General features: G+C 58.3%; 18 protein-coding genes and 1 pseudogene. 5 read left to right on the plus strand and 14 right to left on the minus strand.

Going from position 1 to position 17,688, the window contains the following annotated elements; translation table 11 throughout:
- Positions 1 to 2 precede the first annotated feature (2 nt).
- The 5 genes and pseudogenes from F7R06_RS02510 to F7R06_RS02525 form a co-directional block, all read right to left on the minus strand.
- A pseudogene (locus F7R06_RS02510) lies at positions 3 to 242 on the minus strand (methyl-accepting chemotaxis protein); the annotation flags it as partial.
- On the minus strand, positions 199 to 333 hold the full coding sequence (locus F7R06_RS31210; RefSeq protein WP_256574619.1) for a hypothetical protein: 135 nt from the start codon (positions 331 to 333) through the stop codon (positions 199 to 201). The pseudogene F7R06_RS02510 and the gene F7R06_RS31210, both read right to left, overlap by 44 nt.
- 97 nt (positions 334 to 430) lie before the next feature.
- Positions 431 to 610, minus strand: a complete 180-nt coding sequence (locus F7R06_RS02515; RefSeq protein WP_139204784.1) for a hypothetical protein — start codon at positions 608 to 610, stop codon at positions 431 to 433.
- Between the two features lie 266 nt (positions 611 to 876).
- Entirely contained in the window at positions 877 to 1,494 is a 618-nt protein-coding gene (locus F7R06_RS02520) for an isochorismatase family protein (RefSeq protein WP_075944506.1), read from the minus strand.
- A 104-nt stretch (positions 1,495 to 1,598) separates the two neighbouring features.
- Positions 1,599 to 2,447 (minus strand): pirin family protein, encoded by an 849-nt coding sequence (locus tag F7R06_RS02525; protein WP_075944507.1) that lies wholly within the window; start codon positions 2,445 to 2,447, stop codon positions 1,599 to 1,601.
- Positions 2,448 to 2,562: 115 nt separating this feature from the next.
- On the opposite strand from F7R06_RS02525, the gene F7R06_RS02530 reads away from it, so the two are divergent.
- Complete coding sequence (locus F7R06_RS02530; protein WP_245706689.1) at positions 2,563 to 3,489, plus strand: LysR family transcriptional regulator; 927 nt, start codon at positions 2,563 to 2,565, stop codon at positions 3,487 to 3,489.
- 26 nt (positions 3,490 to 3,515) lie between these two features.
- On the opposite strand, the gene F7R06_RS02535 is transcribed toward F7R06_RS02530, so the two are convergent.
- From F7R06_RS02535 to F7R06_RS02575, 9 genes are all read right to left on the minus strand, one after another.
- Positions 3,516 to 4,088: an SDR family NAD(P)-dependent oxidoreductase gene (locus F7R06_RS02535; RefSeq protein WP_085702107.1), complete on the minus strand. Its 573-nt coding sequence runs from the start codon at positions 4,086 to 4,088 to the stop codon at positions 3,516 to 3,518.
- Entirely contained in the window at positions 4,085 to 4,732 is a 648-nt protein-coding gene (locus F7R06_RS02540; RefSeq protein ID WP_075944509.1) for a TetR/AcrR family transcriptional regulator, read from the minus strand. Before F7R06_RS02540 ends, F7R06_RS02535 begins: the two co-directional genes overlap by 4 nt.
- Positions 4,733 to 4,884: 152 nt before the next feature.
- Entirely contained in the window at positions 4,885 to 6,327 is a 1,443-nt protein-coding gene (gabD, locus tag F7R06_RS02545) for an NADP-dependent succinate-semialdehyde dehydrogenase (RefSeq protein ID WP_090321806.1), read from the minus strand.
- An 80-nt stretch (positions 6,328 to 6,407) separates the two neighbouring features.
- Positions 6,408 to 8,051 (minus strand): acetolactate synthase large subunit, encoded by a 1,644-nt coding sequence (locus F7R06_RS02550; RefSeq protein ID WP_075944511.1) that lies wholly within the window; start codon positions 8,049 to 8,051, stop codon positions 6,408 to 6,410.
- 307 nt (positions 8,052 to 8,358) lie between these two features.
- Positions 8,359 to 9,288 (minus strand): electron transfer flavoprotein subunit alpha/FixB family protein, encoded by a 930-nt coding sequence (locus F7R06_RS02555; protein ID WP_075944512.1) that lies wholly within the window; start codon positions 9,286 to 9,288, stop codon positions 8,359 to 8,361.
- A gap of 2 nt (positions 9,289 to 9,290) precedes the next feature.
- Positions 9,291 to 10,040 (minus strand): electron transfer flavoprotein subunit beta/FixA family protein, encoded by a 750-nt coding sequence (locus F7R06_RS02560; RefSeq protein WP_075944513.1) that lies wholly within the window; start codon positions 10,038 to 10,040, stop codon positions 9,291 to 9,293.
- Between the two features lie 192 nt (positions 10,041 to 10,232).
- Complete coding sequence (locus F7R06_RS02565; RefSeq protein WP_075944514.1) at positions 10,233 to 11,075, minus strand: HpcH/HpaI aldolase/citrate lyase family protein; 843 nt, start codon at positions 11,073 to 11,075, stop codon at positions 10,233 to 10,235.
- A gap of 12 nt (positions 11,076 to 11,087) precedes the next feature.
- Positions 11,088 to 12,251 (minus strand): acyl-CoA dehydrogenase family protein, encoded by a 1,164-nt coding sequence (locus F7R06_RS02570; RefSeq protein WP_075944515.1) that lies wholly within the window; start codon positions 12,249 to 12,251, stop codon positions 11,088 to 11,090.
- A 55-nt stretch (positions 12,252 to 12,306) separates the two neighbouring features.
- The gene (locus F7R06_RS02575; RefSeq protein ID WP_075944516.1) at positions 12,307 to 13,134 is read right to left on the minus strand and encodes an HTD2 family dehydratase; all 828 of its coding nucleotides are present in this window, start codon (positions 13,132 to 13,134) and stop codon (positions 12,307 to 12,309) included.
- Positions 13,135 to 13,413: 279 nt separating this feature from the next.
- On the opposite strand from F7R06_RS02575, the gene F7R06_RS02580 reads away from it, so the two are divergent.
- The 4 genes from F7R06_RS02580 to F7R06_RS02595 all read left to right on the plus strand — a co-directional run bounded on the left by F7R06_RS02580 (position 13,414) and on the right by F7R06_RS02595 (position 17,683).
- Positions 13,414 to 14,610 carry an acetyl-CoA C-acetyltransferase gene (locus F7R06_RS02580; RefSeq protein ID WP_090321802.1) on the plus strand — a complete coding sequence of 399 codons (1,197 nt, stop codon included), beginning with the start codon at positions 13,414 to 13,416 and terminating at the stop codon, positions 14,608 to 14,610.
- A gap of 157 nt (positions 14,611 to 14,767) precedes the next feature.
- Entirely contained in the window at positions 14,768 to 15,661 is an 894-nt protein-coding gene (locus F7R06_RS02585; RefSeq protein ID WP_075944518.1) for an MBL fold metallo-hydrolase, read from the plus strand.
- Positions 15,662 to 15,788: 127 nt separating this feature from the next.
- Positions 15,789 to 16,691, plus strand: a complete 903-nt coding sequence (locus F7R06_RS02590; RefSeq protein WP_075944519.1) for a LysR family transcriptional regulator — start codon at positions 15,789 to 15,791, stop codon at positions 16,689 to 16,691.
- A 299-nt stretch (positions 16,692 to 16,990) separates the two neighbouring features.
- Positions 16,991 to 17,683, plus strand: coding sequence for a 3-oxoacid CoA-transferase subunit A (locus tag F7R06_RS02595; protein ID WP_085702103.1), 693 nt, complete (start codon positions 16,991 to 16,993; stop codon positions 17,681 to 17,683).
- Positions 17,684 to 17,688 lie beyond the last annotated feature (5 nt).

Here is a 17,688-nt window from a genome sequence, read left to right on the forward strand (position 1 = left end):
TCTCATAACTGAACGTGTTTCAGCCTGGCATTCACACCATTGGCCAAGTCGGCTAGAGCGTCGCTGGCCCTGCAGGTCTGAAAGGAACGCACCGCTGATTGTGCGGATAAGTCGCGGATGCGTACCAAATTGCTGTCCACCTCATGCGCCACTTGCACCTGTTCTTCATAAGCGCTGGCAATCACGGTGTTGCGCTCGTCAATGGCCATCACCGAACTTGCGACCAAGGCTGTAACTGCTGAGCATCAACGCGCTCATTTCGTGGGTGGCCGAGGACAGCTGGTTGGCGGGATCACCCGCATGAATCAGGGTGCCGCGAAGGATTTTCCGCATGCGCTCCATGGATTTCAGCAACAGGGCCGCCCGTCGCTGCCGGTGATGTGGATACGAGAAGGGCGCAGGTCACCGCCGGCGACCGTTTCCGATGCAGTCAGTGTCTGGCTGATGGGCCGGCCAAACTCAGGGTCAATCGCAAGGCCAGCAACAGAGTGGTCCGTTTGGCATTCAGGTAAAACTGCGTGGCTTCGGTGCTGGACTTGATTTTCGACGCGTCGTGAAGTTGTTCAAGCTTTTCCAGTTGATCGATCATGGTCCGAGCGACCTTGTCCATGTCGGCCCACGCCAACTGAAGACCTGCATCGCCTCGGCCGTTTTTGATCAGTTCATGAATCACATCCGCCTGGCTGACGCAGCGTTGGTAAGTGATTTTGAATCCCTCGATCAGCGCCCGTTCCTCCGGCTAGGTCACCAGCAGTAGGTTGTTTCCAGGGCTTTGTTCCGCGAGCAAGCTAGCTCCTGCAGGTTTTATTTTAGCAGGAGCGAGCCGGCTGGCGATGGACTCTAGCGGATGATAGGCCAAACGGTGGCGCCGTTCGCTTAGCCTTTGGCCGCCATGAAACTACCCAGCAGGTTGCCATAGAATGGCAGGTGTAAGCCCATGATCTGGGCCAGTGTTTCGCCGGTGACGTTACGCCAGTCCGCTTGCAACTCGGCGGCTACTGCGACCCATGTCATCGGAACGACACCTGCCTGGACCATGCGGGCGAGGGCGACTTCCTGCACCAGCTTGTTCCAGGTACCCGATGCATCAATCACCGCGTACACGTCATAACCGGCCTTGATCGCCGACAACGCGACGAAGGTGACGCAGACTTCGGTGGAAACGCCCGCCACGATCAGTTTCTTGCGGCCGGTTTTCTCGATAGCCTCGACAAAGGCCGGGTTACCCCACGCATTGATTTCACCCGGGCGGTGAATGATTGGAGCATCGGGCAGCGTCTGGGTGATGATTGGCAGCACCGGACCGTTGGGGCCATCTGCGGCGCTGGTGGTGATGATTGCGGGCAGGTTGAAGGCCTTGGTCAGCTTTGCCAAGGCGGCCACCGCAGTCATGTATTCGGGCAGGCTTTGGTCCTGCACGCCGTTGGACAGGCCGGTCTGGTGATCGACAAACACGACGGCGGCGTTGTCAGCTGACAGACGATCGTAGCTCATGGGGTTTCTCCTGGGTTTTCAGTCGGCTTGCAGCCGGTGATGCGGCCATGGAATCCATGGCCGTTGCGACGATTCGTGGATCGCCGGGATGATTTCAGTGAGGTTCAGAGGGGAGGCAGTTTGCCCATCTTTCCTTCCACGTAGCGGGAGTAGGCGGCCTGGAGTCCGGCCTGATCGTTCATGATGAATGGGCCGTACACCGCCACCGGCTCTTGTGGGTCGAAGCCGGAAAGAATCAGCACATGGGCGTCTTGGTCAGGGACAAGGTGTACATCTTCCGGCTGCGACAGACTTCGGGCGGCAATCGCTTGATGTGCCGTTAATGATCGTTGTTCGCTAAAGGCGCTAAGAGTGAGAGCACCCGACAGCACGTAGATCAGGACGTTTTGCCCGTTGGGTACCGAGTAGGTGAAGCTGGCGCTTAGGGTCACATCCAAGAAAGTAAACGGCTCAACCGGCGCGATGGGCCCTTCGATTTCATTGAAGCACCCCGTCAAAATCCGTACCCGCGCTCCTTGCCCGGTGACCACGGTCGGAACCTGGTCTGCGGATGCATGGATCACGCGCGGCGGCAGATTTTTGTGCGACCGGGACAGGTTGACGAACAGTTGCAGTCCGTGTACTTCCTCGCCGTTGACGGCAGGGTGCTCATCGTGGACCACGCCGTGGGCAGCTTGGGTCCAGACCATGGCGCCGGGCTCGATGACCAAGTCGTGGCCAAGGGAGTCTCGGTTTCGCAGGCCGCCAGTGGAGTCTTCGAAGAGATATGACACGGCGGAAAAACCGGCATGGGGGTGCGGTGCAAAGGTCGGGCCGCTCGCACGGAAATGATCAAATCCCATGATTGGGGCGCTGAACCCCGTCAGTGCGTCCAAATCAAGGCGATGTGCGGAAAATTGAGCACCCAGTTCAGCCTTTTTGGCTTCAGCTATTGGGGAAAACTTGATCGACATCTTTGTCATCCTTCGCACGTATTTATAGCGCTGTTTTCATGCGATAAACTGTAAACTAGGCATTAATCATCGATAAGATGGTCAAATCACCCAAGACTGTTGCAGGGCAGCACCAATGATTGATGACCTCAATGACCTTCAATACTTCGTCCTCGTGGTGCGCCATAAAGGCTTTACCGCTGCCTCAAAAATCTCGGGTGTTGAAAAAACGCGTTTAAGCCGCAGGGTGGCTATCCTCGAGTCGCGTCTGGGTGTACGCCTGCTAAACAGAACTACCCGTCAAATTGCCTTGACTGAGGCAGGCTCGCACTTTTATGCGCAATGCCTGACCGTGGTCGAAGGGGCCAATACGGCGTTCGACAGCATTGCCAACCTGCAAATCGAGCCGGCGGGTATGGTCCGGCTCAGTTGCCCGCAAGTGATGGCGGAGACGTATTTGTCGCCGATTCTGCCGGGCTATCTGTTGATGCATCCCAAGGTACGCCTGGAACTCAATGCAACGGATCGCGAGGTCAACTTGATCGAGGAGGGCTTCGACCTCGCGCTCAGGGCCCGCCCGCAAATCGAAGATTCGGCCGGACTGGTTGCGCGAAAACTCGGCGTGGCTCGGCGTGTGCTGGTGGCCAGCCCTGCATTTATCGCACGTTGTGGCCAGTTGGAGTCGCCAGAAGATCTCAAGCAAGTAGACACACTTTGCCGTCCGGGAGACGTTCAGAATGGTAAGGGGAGATGGTTGCTGGAAAATGGGGGAAGCAGTTGTCTGGCTGCTCACACGCCGCGGTTATTATCGGATGACTTGAGGATGCAACTTGAGGCGTCGATTCATGGTCTCGGTGTAGCGCTCCTTCCAGAACCCATCGCTTCATCAGCTGTTGCACGCAATCAAGTGGAGTTGGTACTTCGTGGCTGGACAGGTGCGGAACATATTATTCACTTGTTGTTTCCAAAGCCGAAGGGAATGCTGCCATCGGTAAGGAGCTTGATTGACTACCTTTCCATCCATTTGCCCGCGAGCATTCAAGAACACAGCGTCGTTATCTGAGTTGAATATTATTCAATGACCAACGTTCAGGTCATTGAAGATGAACGCCTGGACTCTTTTAGTCTTGGGTTATTTCCACGTCCTGCTGCGATCACGCTGACACGAACGCGATGGGGTGTCAGCGACTGGGTCAAGGCTCGGCTCATGCGGATCAGGCTACTGTTGGGCCGCAGACATGGATTGGGTTCGCTTATGGCGCTCGGTGGCGGCTCAATGGTCACAATACTGCCGCCATGTTCGCTATTCATCATGTGTAAATTGGTGCAGTGGACGATGTGATCGTTCAGTGGAGTGTATTCGTGTTCGCCGCTGTTGTTGATCAGTACATCGACGTTGCCCAAGCACTCTTGAATCGTTGCCAGCGCTGCCTCCACACTGACACGGCATTCGCTGTTTAGGCTGACGGTCAACACCACGGCGCCTTCGCAGCGCAGATCCGCCGCCAGTTGAACCAGTTGCCAGGAATGCTGTGCACCAATGGCCACCTGCGCTCCGGCGCGGGCGATGAGGCGAGCGAAACGCGCACCCAACCGGGTTGAGGCATCTACGACCCATACGACTTTTCCTTCCATGGAAAACGATTGCTGCGGGTCGGTCATCGGCATAGTTCCCTTGGCACGACTCTTCGAGTAATGGAAGGTCGGCGGTCTGGTACACCGGCCACAGCGACTAGAGTGGGGCTGAGCATTCTCATCACCAGTTCGGAGTAATGTCGGATCACCTCATCGATGCCCCAGCGTTCATCGGCCTGATACCAGACACAAGCGTGGGTCAGCATATTGAGCAAGGTGCGCGCCATCTGCTTTGAATCGGCGCAAACGAAAGCCCCCTCCCTCGCGCCCTGCTCGAGTAAGTCCTGCAAGGTTTTCAGGTATATCTGTCGAGCCTGGCAAACCTGTGATAACGATTCCTCGTCCAGGCTTCGGAGTTCGAGGTTGCCTAACATCGCTTGGTCTTGATGTTCCAGGTGGTAGCGTATATGGCACGAAATAAAGGAGCGCAGTTGTATGCTGGCGCTGACATTAGCGGCGGGGCAGTTGCGATTCCACTCGTGACCCAGACTCTGGAGGTACTCCAGGATTAGTTCCAGCAGTAACTCACTTTTGCTTTTGTAATACAGATAGAGCGTCGAGACATTGACTCCGGACTCAGCCGCCAGTTGACGAAGACTCATCGACTCATAGCCGTTACGGGAAATCAGTTTGATGGCAGCCAAGCGAATGGTGCTTTCAGTCCTGTTCATGATGTGATCCTGCGGTCATCCAATTCAACCAGTATCGTTTCGCCAACAATCGCTTCGTCATGAGCAGTCGGGGAGTGGTGCGCGCCATACTTGGCAGTTTTGAATAACTTAATCAGCCCTTCCATCATTGAAAGAGCTGATTCGGTCGCGTGTTACAGGCTCAGGCAGAGGTATTTGATTTCCAGGTAATCTTCGATGCCGTACTTGGAGCCTTCACGCCCCAGGCCCGACGCCTTGATGCCGCCGAACGGCGCGACTTCGTTGGAGATCAACCCGGTGTTGACGCCGACCATGCCGTATTCCAGGGCTTCGGCCACACGGAACACACGGCCCAGGTCGCGAGCGTAGAAGTACGAGGCCAGACCGAACTCGGTGTCGTTCGACATCGCAATCACTTCGGCTTCGTCTTTGAAGCGGAACAGCGGCGCCAATGGACCGAAAGTTTCTTCCTTGGCCACGGCTGCGTTCTTCGGCACGTTGGTCAGGATGGTCGGCTCGAAGAAGTTGCCTTCCATGCTTTTGCCGCCGGACAGCACGGTGGCGCCTTTGGAAACGGCGTCAGCAATGTGCTCTTGCACCTTGGCCACGGCTTTTTCGTCAATCAGCGGACCGGTGGTGGTGCCTTCTTCCAGACCGTTGCCGATCTTGAGTTTGGACACCGCCACTTTCAGCTTCTCGGCGAACGCGTCGTAGACCGAATCCTGAATGTACAGACGGTTGGCGCAGACGCAGGTCTGGCCGTTGTTGCGGTACTTGGAAATGATCGCGCCTTCGACGGCCTTATCCAGGTCCGCGTCGTCGAACACGATGAACGGCGCGTTGCCGCCCAGTTCCAGGGAGACTTTCTTGATGTCCTTGGCGCATTCAGCCATCAGCTGACGACCGATTTCGGTCGAGCCAGTGAAGGACAATTTACGCACGATCGGGTTGCTGGTCAGCTCGCTGCCGATGTCGCCGGCACTGCCGGACACCACGCTGAACACGCCAGCAGGAATGCCGGCACGCTGGGCCAGTTCAGCCAGAGCGAATGCCGAGAACGGCGTTTGCGAAGCAGGCTTGAGCACCATGGTGCAACCGGCAGCCAAGGCTGGGCCGGCTTTACGGGTGATCATTGCAGCCGGGAAGTTCCACGGGGTGATGGCAGCGGTCACGCCGATTGGCTGCTTGATCACGATCAGGCGCTTGTCTGGCTGGTGGCCCGGAATCACGTCACCGTAGACGCGCTTGGCTTCTTCGGCGAACCACTCGATAAAGGAAGCGGCGTAAACGATTTCGCCCTTGGCTTCGGCCAATGGCTTGCCTTGCTCCAGTGTCATCAGGCGAGCCAGGTCGTCCTGGTTCTCGATGATCAGCTCGAACCAGCGACGCAGCTTGTTCGCACGGTCCTTGGCGGTCAGTGCACGCCAGGCCGGCAGCGCCTTGTCAGCGGCTTCGATCGCACGGCGGGTTTCGGCAGCGCCCATTTTCGGCACGGTGCCCAGAATTTCGCCCGTTGCCGGGTTGTTGACCTTGATCGTCTGACCATTGTCCGCATCGACCCAAGCGCCATCGATGAAGGCTTGCTGGCGGAACAACTGGGTGTCTTTAAGCTGCATCATGAACTCCAGTGTTGTCATTGAACGCGGGCGGCACGGCATCGCGGCACCGCCCCTGAGATTGAATGATGATAGAAGGATCAGACCAACGCGCTTCTTCTCTTGAGTTCGCTGTTGAGAATGAAATCATTCTCCGAGTAGTCCACGGGGCAATCGATCACGTGCACACCCGGCTCACTGATGCAGCTCTCCAGCAGTGGAAGGAAGCCTTCGGCGCTTTCTACCCGGTGGCCTTTAGCGCCATAGCTTTGTGCATACATGACAAAGTCCGGGTTGCCATAGTCCAGACCGAAGTCGGTGAAGCCCATGTTCGACTGCTTCCAGCGGATCATGCCGTAGCCGTCGTCGCGCAGGATGATGACCGTGAGGTTCATCTTCAAACGCACGGCCGTTTCCAGTTCCTGGCTATTCATCATGAAACCACCGTCACCGCACACGGCGACTACCGGGCGGTCCGGGTAGACAAGATGCGAGGCCATGGCCGACGGCAGGCCCGCGCCCATGGTCGCCAGGGCGTTGTCCAGCAGCACGGTATTGGGCTTGTGGGCCTTGTAGTTACGCGCGAACCAGATCTTGTAGATGCCATTGTCCAGGGCGACGATGCCTTCTGACGGTAAGGCGCGACGCACGTCAGCAACGAAACGCTGCGGGTAAATCGGGAAACGCTTGTCGTCCGCGCCCTCGATGATCTGTGCTTCGTTGGCTTCGCGGATCGCCATGAGGCGACTGAAATCCCAATGAGTCTGGATCTGCAGCGCTTCACCGATCTGCCACACGGCGTTGGCAATGTCGCCCACCACCTCGATTTGCGGGAAGTACACAGGATCGACTTCGGCAGAACGGAAGTTGATGTGGATCACTTCGGTACCGCCACGGACCATGAAAAATGGCGGCTTTTCAATGACATCGTGGCCGATATTGACGATCAGATCGGCGGCTTCGACAGCGCGGTGCACGAAGTCTCCAGCGGAAAGGGCAGCGTTGCCGAGAAAGCGTGGATGACGCTCATCCACCACGCCCTTGCCCATTTGCGTGGTGACAAAGGGGATGCCGGTGCTGTCAATCAATTGCTTGAGCACCTTGGCCGTCATCTTGCGATTGGCACCTGCACCGATAACCAGAATCGGGCTACGGGCCGCCTGCAGTTTCTGAACGGCTGCTTCGATGGATTTGTGCTCGGCCAAAGGGCGTCGATGCAAGCTCGGCGGGACAGGCAGGCTATCCGTCTGCTCGGCGGCGATGTCTTCTGGCAACTCCAGGTGCACGGCACCGGGCTTTTCTTCCTCCGCCAAGCGAAACGCTTCGCGTACACGGGACGGAATGTTGTCGGCAGAAGCGAGCTGGTGGGTGTACTTGGTCAGTGGCTGCATCATGCCGACCACATCGAGGATCTGGAAGCGACCCTGTTTGGACTTTTTGATCGGTTTCTGGCCGGTGATCATTAGCATCGGCATGCCGCCCAGGTAGGCGTAGGCTCCGGCGGTGACCAGGTTGGTGGCCCCTGGACCAAGAGTCGACAGACTCACACCAGTCTTGCCTGTCAGCCTTCCATAGGTGGCAGCCATGAAGCCGGCGGACTGTTCGTGGCGAGTCAGTACCAGCTTGATTTTCGATTTTCGCAGGGACTCAAGCAGATCGAGATTTTCCTCGCCAGGAATGCCGAATACAAACTCGACACCTTCATTTTCCAGACATTGCACAACGACATCGGCAGCCTTGGCCATTTTATTGATCTCGAATTAAGGGGCAGCGGATTGAGGTTCCATTAAAGACTCGCGAAGCTGAAAAACGGTTAAGTGGGTAACACCATTGTCCTCCAGCATCTGCCACATGATCCCTTCAATCGGACCGGCGAACGGTTTTCCACTTAAACGAACCTCAACATACAACGAGGATTTAACTCATTTTTATGGGGGGAATAATCCTCGCGCCGCCGCATAAATAATAAAAGCGAATTGTACGCATTGATACTATTTGCTTTTGTTATATATATTAAGAGGCCCGATTCAACCCTCTGGTCATTCCTGATATTTAAACCAGCGAAACCATTTCGGGCACAGCTTCAAACAGATCAGTCACCAGCCCGTAATCGGCCACCTGGAAGATCGGCGCTTCTTCGTCCTTGTTGATCGCCACGATCACTTTGGAGTCTTTCATGCCGGCCAGGTGCTGGATCGCGCCGGAGATACCGACCGCGATGTACAGCTGTGGAGCAACGATCTTGCCGGTCTGACCGACCTGCATGTCGTTGGGTACGAAACCTGCGTCGACCGCGGCGCGCGAAGCACCGACGGCAGCGCCCAGCTTGTCGGCCAGGGCGTACAGGTGTTTGAAGTTGTCGCCGTTCTGCATGCCGCGACCGCCGGAAACGACGATCTTGGCAGCGGTCAGTTCAGGACGATCGGACTTGGCCAGTTCTTCGCCAACGAAGCTCGAGGTGCCAGCGTTGTGCGCAGCAGCAACCGCTTCAACAGCAGCCGAACCACCTTCAGCAGCCACCGGGTCGAAACCGGTGGCACGCACGGTGATCACTTTGACCGCAGCGTTCGACTGAACGGTAGCGATGGCGTTACCGGCGTAGATCGGGCGCTTGAAGGTATCAGCGCTTTCCACCGAGATGATCTCGGAGATCTGGTCAACTTCCAGCTGAGCGGCAACGCGCGGCAGGATGTTTTTGCCGTTGGAAGTCGCGGCAGCCAGGATGTGGCTGTAGCCAGCGCCCAGCTCGGCTACCAGCGGCGCTACGTTTTCCGGCAACTGGTGAGCGTAGGCAGCGTTGTCGGCCACCAGCACTTTGGCCACGCCAGCGATTTTCGCAGCGGCTTCAGCCACGGCGCCAGCGCCCTGGCCAGCGACCAGAACGTGGATGTCGCCGCCGATTTTGGCAGCGGCAGCCACGGTGTTCAGGGTGGCCGGAGCCACTACCTTGTTGTCGTGTTCAGCGATTACCAAGATAGTCATGATTAGATTACCTTCGCTTCGTTTTTCAGTTTCTCGACCAGTTCAGCCACCGACTTGACCTTGATACCCGCGCTGCGTGCAGCCGGCGCTTCGACTTTCACGGTCTTGTTGGTGGAGGCGGTGGAAACGCCCAAAGCGTCCGGAGTCAGCACTTCGAGAGGCTTCTTCTTGGCTTTCATGATGTTTGGCAGGGACGCATAACGCGGCTCGTTCAAACGCAGGTCGGTGGTGACGATGGCCGGCAGTTTCAGGGAAACGGTCTGTGCGCCGCCGTCGATTTCGCGGGTCACGGCAACGCTGTCGCCGGACACTTCGACTTTCGAAGCGAAGGTGCCCTGACCGTAACCGCTCAGTGCAGCGAGCATCTGGCCAGTCTGGTTGTTGTCGCTGTCGATGGCTTGTTTGCCAAGGATAACCAGCTGAGGCTGTTCCTTGTCGACAACAGCTTTGAGCAGCTTGGCAACGGCCAGGGAAGTCAGATCTTCAGCGGATTCGACGAGGATGGCGCGGTCGGCACCCAGAGCCAGCGCGGTGCGCAGTTGCTCTTGAGCGGTGGACGGGCCGACGGAAACGACGACGATTTCAGTCGCAACACCTTTCTCCTTCAGGCGTACGGCTTCTTCCACTGCGATTTCGCAGAACGGGTTCATCGACATCTTGACGTTGGCGAGGTCGACGCCGGAGTTGTCCGCTTTCACGCGGATCTTGACGTTATAGTCGACCACACGCTTGATCGATACCAAAACTCTCATAGCAGGGGGCCTCCAAACAAATTTCATGCGCAGTATCAGTGGGCGATATCGGTGTCGGCCATGGAGCCCGCGTTGCTGGGCTCACAGACCGCGTGAATACCTCCTGAGTTACCGCCGCCGGTGGGCGTCGTGGGCGTACCGGCGGAGGCAACTCTTTATGGGTGTCTTTTAAATCGGGTGTATTCGGACGTATCAGCGATCAGCGTCAGGCTTCGTCGGTGTGGTCCATGCACTCAGGGACAGAAATTGCCTAGCGCGCGCCATCACCGGGGCATCGATCATTTCGCCATCGAGTCTGAAGGCGCCTCGGCCATCGGCCGCATCGAGGACGTGGCGGGCCCAAACCAGTTCTTCCTCCGTCGGTGCCAGGGCGGTGTGAACCACGGCAACCTGTTTCGGATGAATACACAGCATCCCGGCGAAGCCCATATTGCCAGCGGTGCGGGCGTAATGTTGCAGACGCTCGCTGTCTTCGATGTTCGAGAACACGCTTTCCAGCGGAGCGGCCAGGCCGGACAGACGAGTCTGCAACAGCAAGGAGTACCGAACTTGATCGAACATGCGTTCTGCGCCATAGCTGGTCACGTCCAGGCCCAGATCCAGCCCAAGGTCCAATCGGCCGTAGGTCAGGCGCACGACACCGGGTACGCGTGCCATAGCCGGTAGCGCATCAAGGCCCAGGGCACTCTCAACGATAGGAATCATCATCTTGCCCGTCGCAGATACCCGCAGCAGTTGCTCCGCCGTTTCAGCCTTGGGTAAAAAGATGCCTTCGACGCCTGGGTGACAACACATTTCCAGGTCGGCTTGATGTTCGGCATGGCCGGCCATATTTACCCGAACCCAGACGCGGGCAGTGGTGTTGGTGTCAAGGAACGCGCTCAGGTTGGCGCGCGCCTTGGCTTTTTGTTCTTCTTCGACCGCGTCTTCGAAATCAACGATAACGATATCTGCGCCGCTGATCAGCGCCTTCGTAAAGCGCTCCGGGCGATTCCCCGGAACGAAGAGGGCAGAACGCAATGTTGGGTTATGCATCGGCATCTTCCCTCAGAACGAGCGGGGCAACTCGAGCAGATGCTCGGCCACGTACGACAGGATCAGGTTGGTTGAGATCGGTGCAACCTGGTACAGACGGGTTTCGCGGAATTTTCGCTCTACGTCGTACTCGCAGGCGAAACCGAAGCCACCGTGGGTTTGCAAGCAAGCATTAGCCGCTTCCCAGGACGCCTTGGCTGCGAGGTACTTGGCCATGTTGGCGCTTGCGCCGGCGTTGATTCCGCTGTCGTATTCTTCGCAGGCGCGCCAACGCATCAGGTCAGCCGCTTCGATTTCGATGTGGGCTTCCGCGATCGGGAACTGCACGCCCTGGTTTTGTCCGATCGGACGGCCGAATACCACACGGTCGCGGGCATAGGCGCTGGATTTCTCGGTGAACCAGCGTCCATCGCCGATGCACTCGGCAGCGATCAGGGTACGCTCTGCATTGAGGCCATCAAGGATGTAGCGGAAGCCTTTGCCTTCTTCACCGATCAGGCTGTCGGCCGGCAACTCAAGGTTGTCAAAGAACAATTCGTTGGTTTCGTGATTGACCATGTTGGCAATCGGCTGCACGGTCAGGCCCTTGCCGATGGTCTCGCGCAGATCGACGAGGAAAATCGACATGCCTTCAGACTTCTTCTTCACCTCCGCTAGCGGTGTGGTGCGGGCGAGGAGGATCATCAGGTCGGAATGTTGGATACGCGAGATCCACACCTTCTGGCCGTTGATCACGTACTTGTCGCCCCTGCGCACGGCGGTGGTCTTGATCTTGGTGGTGTCGGTACCAGTGGTAGGCTCGGTCACACCCATCGATTGCAGGCGCAGTTCGCCACTGGCCAGTTTCGGCAGGTAGTAGGTCTTCTGCGCGTCGCTGCCATGACGTAGCAGCGTAAACATGTTGTACATCTGGCCGTGAATGGTGCCGGAGTTGCCGCCACAGTAATTCACTTCTTCCAGGATCACCGAGGCTTCGGCCAGGCCCAGGCCGGAACCGCCGTACTCTTCGGGGATCATTGCCGACAACCACCCGGCCTGGGTCATGGCGCTGACGAAGGCTTCAGGAAAACCTTTTTCTTCATCGATCTTGCGCCAGTAGGCAGCGTCGAACTCGGCACACAGGGCGCGGACGCCTTCACGGATGGATTTGATGTCTTCGCTGTTACGGTGGCTCATGGAGCGTTCCTCGAATTGGGCGTCCGCGACCAAGGCGGGCGCATTTTTTATAGAGTCAGTCGAAATGCACTTCGGCTTGCTGGCAAAGGCCGCTCGCATTGCTTGCCCACAGTTCGGCGGTGCCGGAACCCGTGTGTCGTCCACCGAGTTGGAAGTCGTCCGGGGCAATCAGCGGACGCAGCCCGCGGAAACTAAAGCGGCGCACGCGGGCCAGGGGATTGGCGCGCACGAAAGCAGTCATGCTCAGGGTGGCGGTCAATGGGCCATGAACTACCAAGTTGGGGTAGCCTTCGGTCTCTGTGACGTAGGGCCAGTCGAAGTGAATGCGGTGGGCATTGAAGGTCAATGCGGAATAGCGGAACAGCAACACCGGAGTGGGGCTAAAGTTCTCCCTCCACTCGGATTCAGGCACTGGCTCACCTTGCCCCAGCTTGGGTGGGCTAGGCTCGCGGTAGACAATGTCTTGTTCTTCCGAGATGCATAGCTGGCCGTCCTGCCAATACTCATGCTTGAGTGTCACGAACAGCAGCGAGCCCGTGTGACCGGTCTTTTCCGCGATCTTTTCGATCCGGGTCTTGCGGGTGGCTTGCAACCCCACGCGCAACGGCTCGATGAAATCCAGGCGCCCGCCAGCCCACATCCGGTTGCGACCATGAGCCGGCGGCATGAAAGTGCCGAGTGCCGGGTGCCCGTCCGTACCCAGATCGCTGCTGTCGGCTGGCTCCGTAAAGAAGCACCAGTGCCAGAGCCACGGAAGTTCTTCACCCTGACCAGGAACTTTCACGTTGAAAGTCGCGGCAATGCGCTGGATCAGGTTACGGCTGAACTGGTCGTGGGCTTCCTGGGTACGTCCCAGCCATTGGGATGGATCGAAACTGAGCATGTCTGGCATCCGCTGATGTTGTGCGATGCATGATGCTAGGAGCGTGGCGAGAGGGGGAATTAGCTTTTGCGGAAGAGGGGGTCAACTAATGGCTAAGGAGGTAGGCCATTCAGTTTTAGCGGTGAGGGTTTGAGCGGCAAGGCAAACGCATCCGCTGGATCACAGGCACAACTCAGGAGCTTAAGCCAGGCGAAACGCGGGCTTTCGCGATGCAAAATTGCCGGCGCGTTCGTTGACCGCCCATGCTGTGCGCATTGCCCCCATTGAGGTTGAGCTGCAATGAAAAACGCGCTGATCGTTTCGCCCCTTCGCACACCCATCGGCAAGTTTGGCGGCGCGCTGGCTCCGCTCACAGCCGAGCATTTGGCCTCGTTCATGATTAGCCAGGTGATGGCGCGCACGGGAGTGCCGGGACACTCACTGGACGAGGTGATCGTCGCACAGTCCTACGCCTCCAGTGAGGCACCGTGCATCGGTCGATACGCTGCGTTGTCCGCGGGCCTACCTGTTGAGGTGCCGGGCTACACGCTGGATCGTCGTTGCGGCTCGGGCCTGCAGGCGGTGATCGATGCTTCCATGATGGTCAAAACTGGCAATGCCGAAGCGGTGCTGGTGGTTGGTGTAGAGAGCATGAGCAACATTGAGTACTACAGCACCGACATGCGCTGGGGCGCGCGAGCTGGCAGCGTGCGCTTTCATGACCGCCTGGAGCGCGGTCGCGAGCGTTCGCAGCCTTCCGAGCGATTCGGGCACATTTCCGGGATGCCGGAAACCGCCGATAACCTGGCCCTGGACTATGGCATTAGCCGCGAGGAAGCGGATAGCTTCTCCGTGCGCAGCCACCAGAATGCCGCGGCTGCCTGGCGAGAAGGGCGCTTCGCCGATGAAGTGGTCGCGGTAGATGTGCCCGGCAAGCGCGGCGCCGTCACGCGGGTAACAATAGACGAGGGCATTCGTGAGGACGCCAGCCTCGAAAGCATGAAGGCCCTCCGCCTCATTCGCCCCGAAGGCGTGTGCACGGCGGGCAATTCCAGCCAGCAGAACGACGCGGCAGCGGGCTGTCTGGTGGTGTCGCCGGAGTACGCCGCGCGTCACGGATTGACGCCAATGGCGCGTCTGGTGGACTGGGCCGCCGCGGGTTGCGAACCCTCGCGTATGGGCATCGGGCCAGTACCTGCCACGCAAAAGCTGTTGATGCGAACCGGGTTGAGCCTGGCCGAACTGGACTTGATCGAGCTCAACGAAGCCTTCGCTGCCCAGGCCCTGGCGGTGCTCAAGGCCTGGGGCCTGGACGACTTGTCCCGGGTGAACGTCAACGGTTCGGGGATTTCGTTGGGCCACCCCATTGGGGCCACGGGTGTGCGCATTATGACCACGCTGTTGCACGAAATGCGTCGGCGCGAGGCACGCTATGGCTTGGAAACCATGTGCATCGGTGGCGGCCAGGGACTGGCGGCGTTGTTCGAGCGCGTTTGATCGACCGATGCCGTTTGCGCGGCTGTACACTCGCCTTAAGCGCTTCTTAAGGTGCTGTTAACGAGATATCAACTGCGCAGTCGGTACCGGCAACGGATAATCCGGAAAAACCAGCGGCACAGCCGCGAACTAACAAAAACCGTTGAGGTACAAAGCCATGATGCAGTCCCGCATGATCGGAGACATTAAAGTTACCCGTATTCTTGAATACGCGGGCCCGACCCATGATCCCGCGTTCCTGTTTCCGGGCATGGAGGAGGGTGTACTGCAACAGCACCGTGACCTGATGGCGCCAAATCACTGGATCGAGCACATGAACAAGTTGCTGGTCACTATCCAGTTCTGGATCGTGCACGTGGGCAGCAACATCATTGTGATCGACACCGGCGTCGGTAACTTTAAGCCGCGGCCGGGCATTGCGCGCATGAACATGCTCAACACCCTGGTCAAGGAGTGGATGATCGCCGCTGGCGCACCGCCCGAGAAAGTCACACACGTGGTCATCACCCACCTTCACTCCGACCATGTGGGCTGGAACACCACCTGGCAGGACGGCCGCTGGGTGCCGACGTTCCCCAATGCGCGTTACTACCTGCCCAAGGACGACTTCGATTTCTGTCACCAGGGCAAGAACAAGGAAGCCGGCGTGATTGACGTGTTCGGAGAGTCGTTTTTCGACAGCGTGATGCCGATCGTCAACGAAGGCCTTGCAGAAATGATGTTGCCAGGTGAAGAAATCGCCGATTGCCTGGTGGTCGAAGCTGCGCCGGGGCACAGTCCTGGTCAGGTGGCTTTCCGTGTGCGATCTCAAGGGCAAGAAGGTATTTTCTGTGGCGACATCCTGCACAGCCCGATCCAGATCGTGCGCCCGGACATCAACTCCGGTTACTGCATCTGGGAAGACATCGCTCGCCGCACCCGTCTGGAATTTCTCAATAACGCGGCCGACCGCGAAGCGCTGATCATGCCGGTGCACTTTGGTGAGCCGCATTGCGGTTTCATCCGTCGCCAGGGCAACGGCTTCGTGTTCGAGCCGTCGCACTGGGTTTGATACCGGCTTGTTTGCCGTGCTTGTAAAGTAGCCGCGACCGCGCCGGTCGTGGCTATGTTGAATGCCACTAGGCAGACTCAATGTACTGTGAGTACAGTAAGTCTCACTTGGCAGGAACCGTCCGACCATGGCGATGCATTTCGATATCACCGATTTCCGTCTGTTCATCAACATCGCGGAAACCAGCAGTCTTACCCGCGGCTCCGAGCGCTCGTTCCTTTCGGTGCCCGCAACAAGCAACCGTATCAAAAACCTGGAAGAAAACCTCGGCGTGCGCTTGCTCGAGCGCTCGCCTCAGGGTGTGACCCTGACCAACGCCGGCAAGACCTATTTACAGCACGCGCGGGTGATCCTGTCCCAGCTGGAAATGCTCACCGGCGATCTACAGCAATACACCGACGGCCTCAAGGGGCAGTTGCGCCTGCAAGCCAACACCACCGCGATTACCGAATACCTGCCGCCGGTGGTGGGTGAGTATCTGATCAGTCATCCGGATGTGCACATCGACATGCGCGAGCGTCTCAGTGACGACATCGTGCGTGCCGTTCGCGAGGGCAGCACCGATCTGGGCATCGTGTCCGGGAGCGTGGTCACCGACGGCTTGCAGAGTGTGCCGCTGGTATCCAGCCGTTTGATGGTCATCGCGCCGCTGGATCACCCAATTCTGTTGCGCGGTGATGTGTTTTTTAAGGAAACCCTGCAATACGCCTTTGTATCGTTGCTCGAGGGCAGCGCAATCAATGTGTTCCTCAGCCGCGCCGCCGCCGCGTTGCACCTGCCGCTGACCATTCGGGTACAGGTTGCCAGTTCCGACGCCATCTTCCGTATGGTCGAAGCAGGGGCCGGTATTGCCATCGTGCCTCAGGCCAGTTACGACCGGCTCAAGGGGCGGCAGGGTATCGGTGCCTGTCAATTGCTTGATCCCTGGGCGGTGCGGACCTTCCAGCTCTGTTCCCAGGATTTCGACGGCCTCTCGACCTTCGCCCGCGAATTCGCCGACGCGCTCATCGAGCGTTACCGCACGGTCTAGATCCGCCTGAATTGCCTCCCCATAGATGCAGAAATCCACTGTAGGAGCTGCCGCAGGCTGCGATCTTTTGATTTTGTTTTTAAAAATCAAAAGATCGCAGCCTCGTTGCACTCGATAGCTTCTACAGGGTTTCGCGCATGTTACGCAGGCAGCCATTAATCGATCGTTAATTCGCCCTTTCGAAGTCCGAAATTGTGGGCCTCGGGCCGCACTGGCAAGCTGATTCAAACGCGGGGTAGCGCCTTGCACTGCTTGCCAGACTCCGGCCTGGCCCCAAGAACGAGAAAGGATGTATAGCGATGATCAACAAGCTGTTGCCTAGCGCCATTGAAGCGCTGGCGGACATTCCCGACGGGGCTGTGGTGGCCGTGGGCGGCTTCGGCGGCGCTGGCATGCCCGACGACCTGATTCAGGCATTGATCGCTCAGGGCGCGACCGACCTGACTCTGGTCAGCAACAACGCCGGCCAGGGCGATACCGGTTTGGCCGCGCTGCTCAAGGCGGGCCGCGTTCGCCGGATCCTTTGCTCCTACCCGCGAATGAACGGTTCTCATGTGTTCGAGACCCTCTACCGTGCCGGAAAAATCGAACTGGAGATCGTCCCTCAGGGCAACTTGGCCGAGCGCCTGCGGGCCGCCGGCTGCGGCATCGGTGGTTTTTACACGCCGACTGGCTTTGGCACCTTGTTGGCCAAAGGCAAGGAATCGCGCACCATCGACGGCCGCAACTACGTGCTCGAATACCCCATCCACGTTGACTTCGCCTTGATCAATGCTGAGGAGGGCGATCGCTGGGGCAACCTGGTGTACCGCAAAACCGCGCGCAATTTCGCCCCGATCATGGCCATGGCCGCGCACAACACCATTGCTTCGGTCGGTCGCGTGGTGGAGTTGGGTGAGCTTGATCCGGAGCGGGTCATCACCCCCGGTATCTTCGTCAAACACATTGTCCAGCGCACCGATGTTGCGCCGGCACAGCAGCAGGTGGGATGAACAAA

It is taken from the genome of Pseudomonas moorei (assembly GCF_008801475.1).
GTDB lineage: Bacteria > Pseudomonadota > Gammaproteobacteria > Pseudomonadales > Pseudomonadaceae > Aquipseudomonas > Aquipseudomonas moorei.

What these genes read in the sequence shown, in the direction of transcription:
- F7R06_RS31210 (WP_256574619.1), bottom strand. Translation starts at nt 333, where the DNA reads ATGCGGAAAATCCTTCGCGGCACCCTGATTCATGCGGGTGATCCCGCC.
- F7R06_RS02515 (WP_139204784.1), bottom strand. Translation starts at nt 610, where the DNA reads ATGGACAAGGTCGCTCGGACCATGATCGATCAACTGGAAAAGCTTGAA.
- F7R06_RS02520 (WP_075944506.1), bottom strand. Translation starts at nt 1,494, where the DNA reads ATGAGCTACGATCGTCTGTCAGCTGACAACGCCGCCGTCGTGTTTGTC.
- F7R06_RS02525 (WP_075944507.1), bottom strand. Translation starts at nt 2,447, where the DNA reads ATGTCGATCAAGTTTTCCCCAATAGCTGAAGCCAAAAAGGCTGAACTG.
- F7R06_RS02530 (WP_245706689.1), top strand. Translation starts at nt 2,563, where the DNA reads ATGATTGATGACCTCAATGACCTTCAATACTTCGTCCTCGTGGTGCGC.
- F7R06_RS02535 (WP_085702107.1), bottom strand. Translation starts at nt 4,088, where the DNA reads ATGACCGACCCGCAGCAATCGTTTTCCATGGAAGGAAAAGTCGTATGG.
- F7R06_RS02540 (WP_075944509.1), bottom strand. Translation starts at nt 4,732, where the DNA reads ATGAACAGGACTGAAAGCACCATTCGCTTGGCTGCCATCAAACTGATT.
- gabD (WP_090321806.1), bottom strand. Translation starts at nt 6,327, where the DNA reads ATGCAGCTTAAAGACACCCAGTTGTTCCGCCAGCAAGCCTTCATCGAT.
- F7R06_RS02550 (WP_075944511.1), bottom strand. Translation starts at nt 8,051, where the DNA reads ATGGCCAAGGCTGCCGATGTCGTTGTGCAATGTCTGGAAAATGAAGGT.
- F7R06_RS02555 (WP_075944512.1), bottom strand. Translation starts at nt 9,288, where the DNA reads ATGACTATCTTGGTAATCGCTGAACACGACAACAAGGTAGTGGCTCCG.
- F7R06_RS02560 (WP_075944513.1), bottom strand. Translation starts at nt 10,040, where the DNA reads ATGAGAGTTTTGGTATCGATCAAGCGTGTGGTCGACTATAACGTCAAG.
- F7R06_RS02565 (WP_075944514.1), bottom strand. Translation starts at nt 11,075, where the DNA reads ATGCATAACCCAACATTGCGTTCTGCCCTCTTCGTTCCGGGGAATCGC.
- F7R06_RS02570 (WP_075944515.1), bottom strand. Translation starts at nt 12,251, where the DNA reads ATGAGCCACCGTAACAGCGAAGACATCAAATCCATCCGTGAAGGCGTC.
- F7R06_RS02575 (WP_075944516.1), bottom strand. Translation starts at nt 13,134, where the DNA reads ATGCTCAGTTTCGATCCATCCCAATGGCTGGGACGTACCCAGGAAGCC.
- F7R06_RS02580 (WP_090321802.1), top strand. Translation starts at nt 13,414, where the DNA reads ATGAAAAACGCGCTGATCGTTTCGCCCCTTCGCACACCCATCGGCAAG.
- F7R06_RS02585 (WP_075944518.1), top strand. Translation starts at nt 14,768, where the DNA reads ATGATGCAGTCCCGCATGATCGGAGACATTAAAGTTACCCGTATTCTT.
- F7R06_RS02590 (WP_075944519.1), top strand. Translation starts at nt 15,789, where the DNA reads ATGGCGATGCATTTCGATATCACCGATTTCCGTCTGTTCATCAACATC.
- F7R06_RS02595 (WP_085702103.1), top strand. Translation starts at nt 16,991, where the DNA reads ATGATCAACAAGCTGTTGCCTAGCGCCATTGAAGCGCTGGCGGACATT.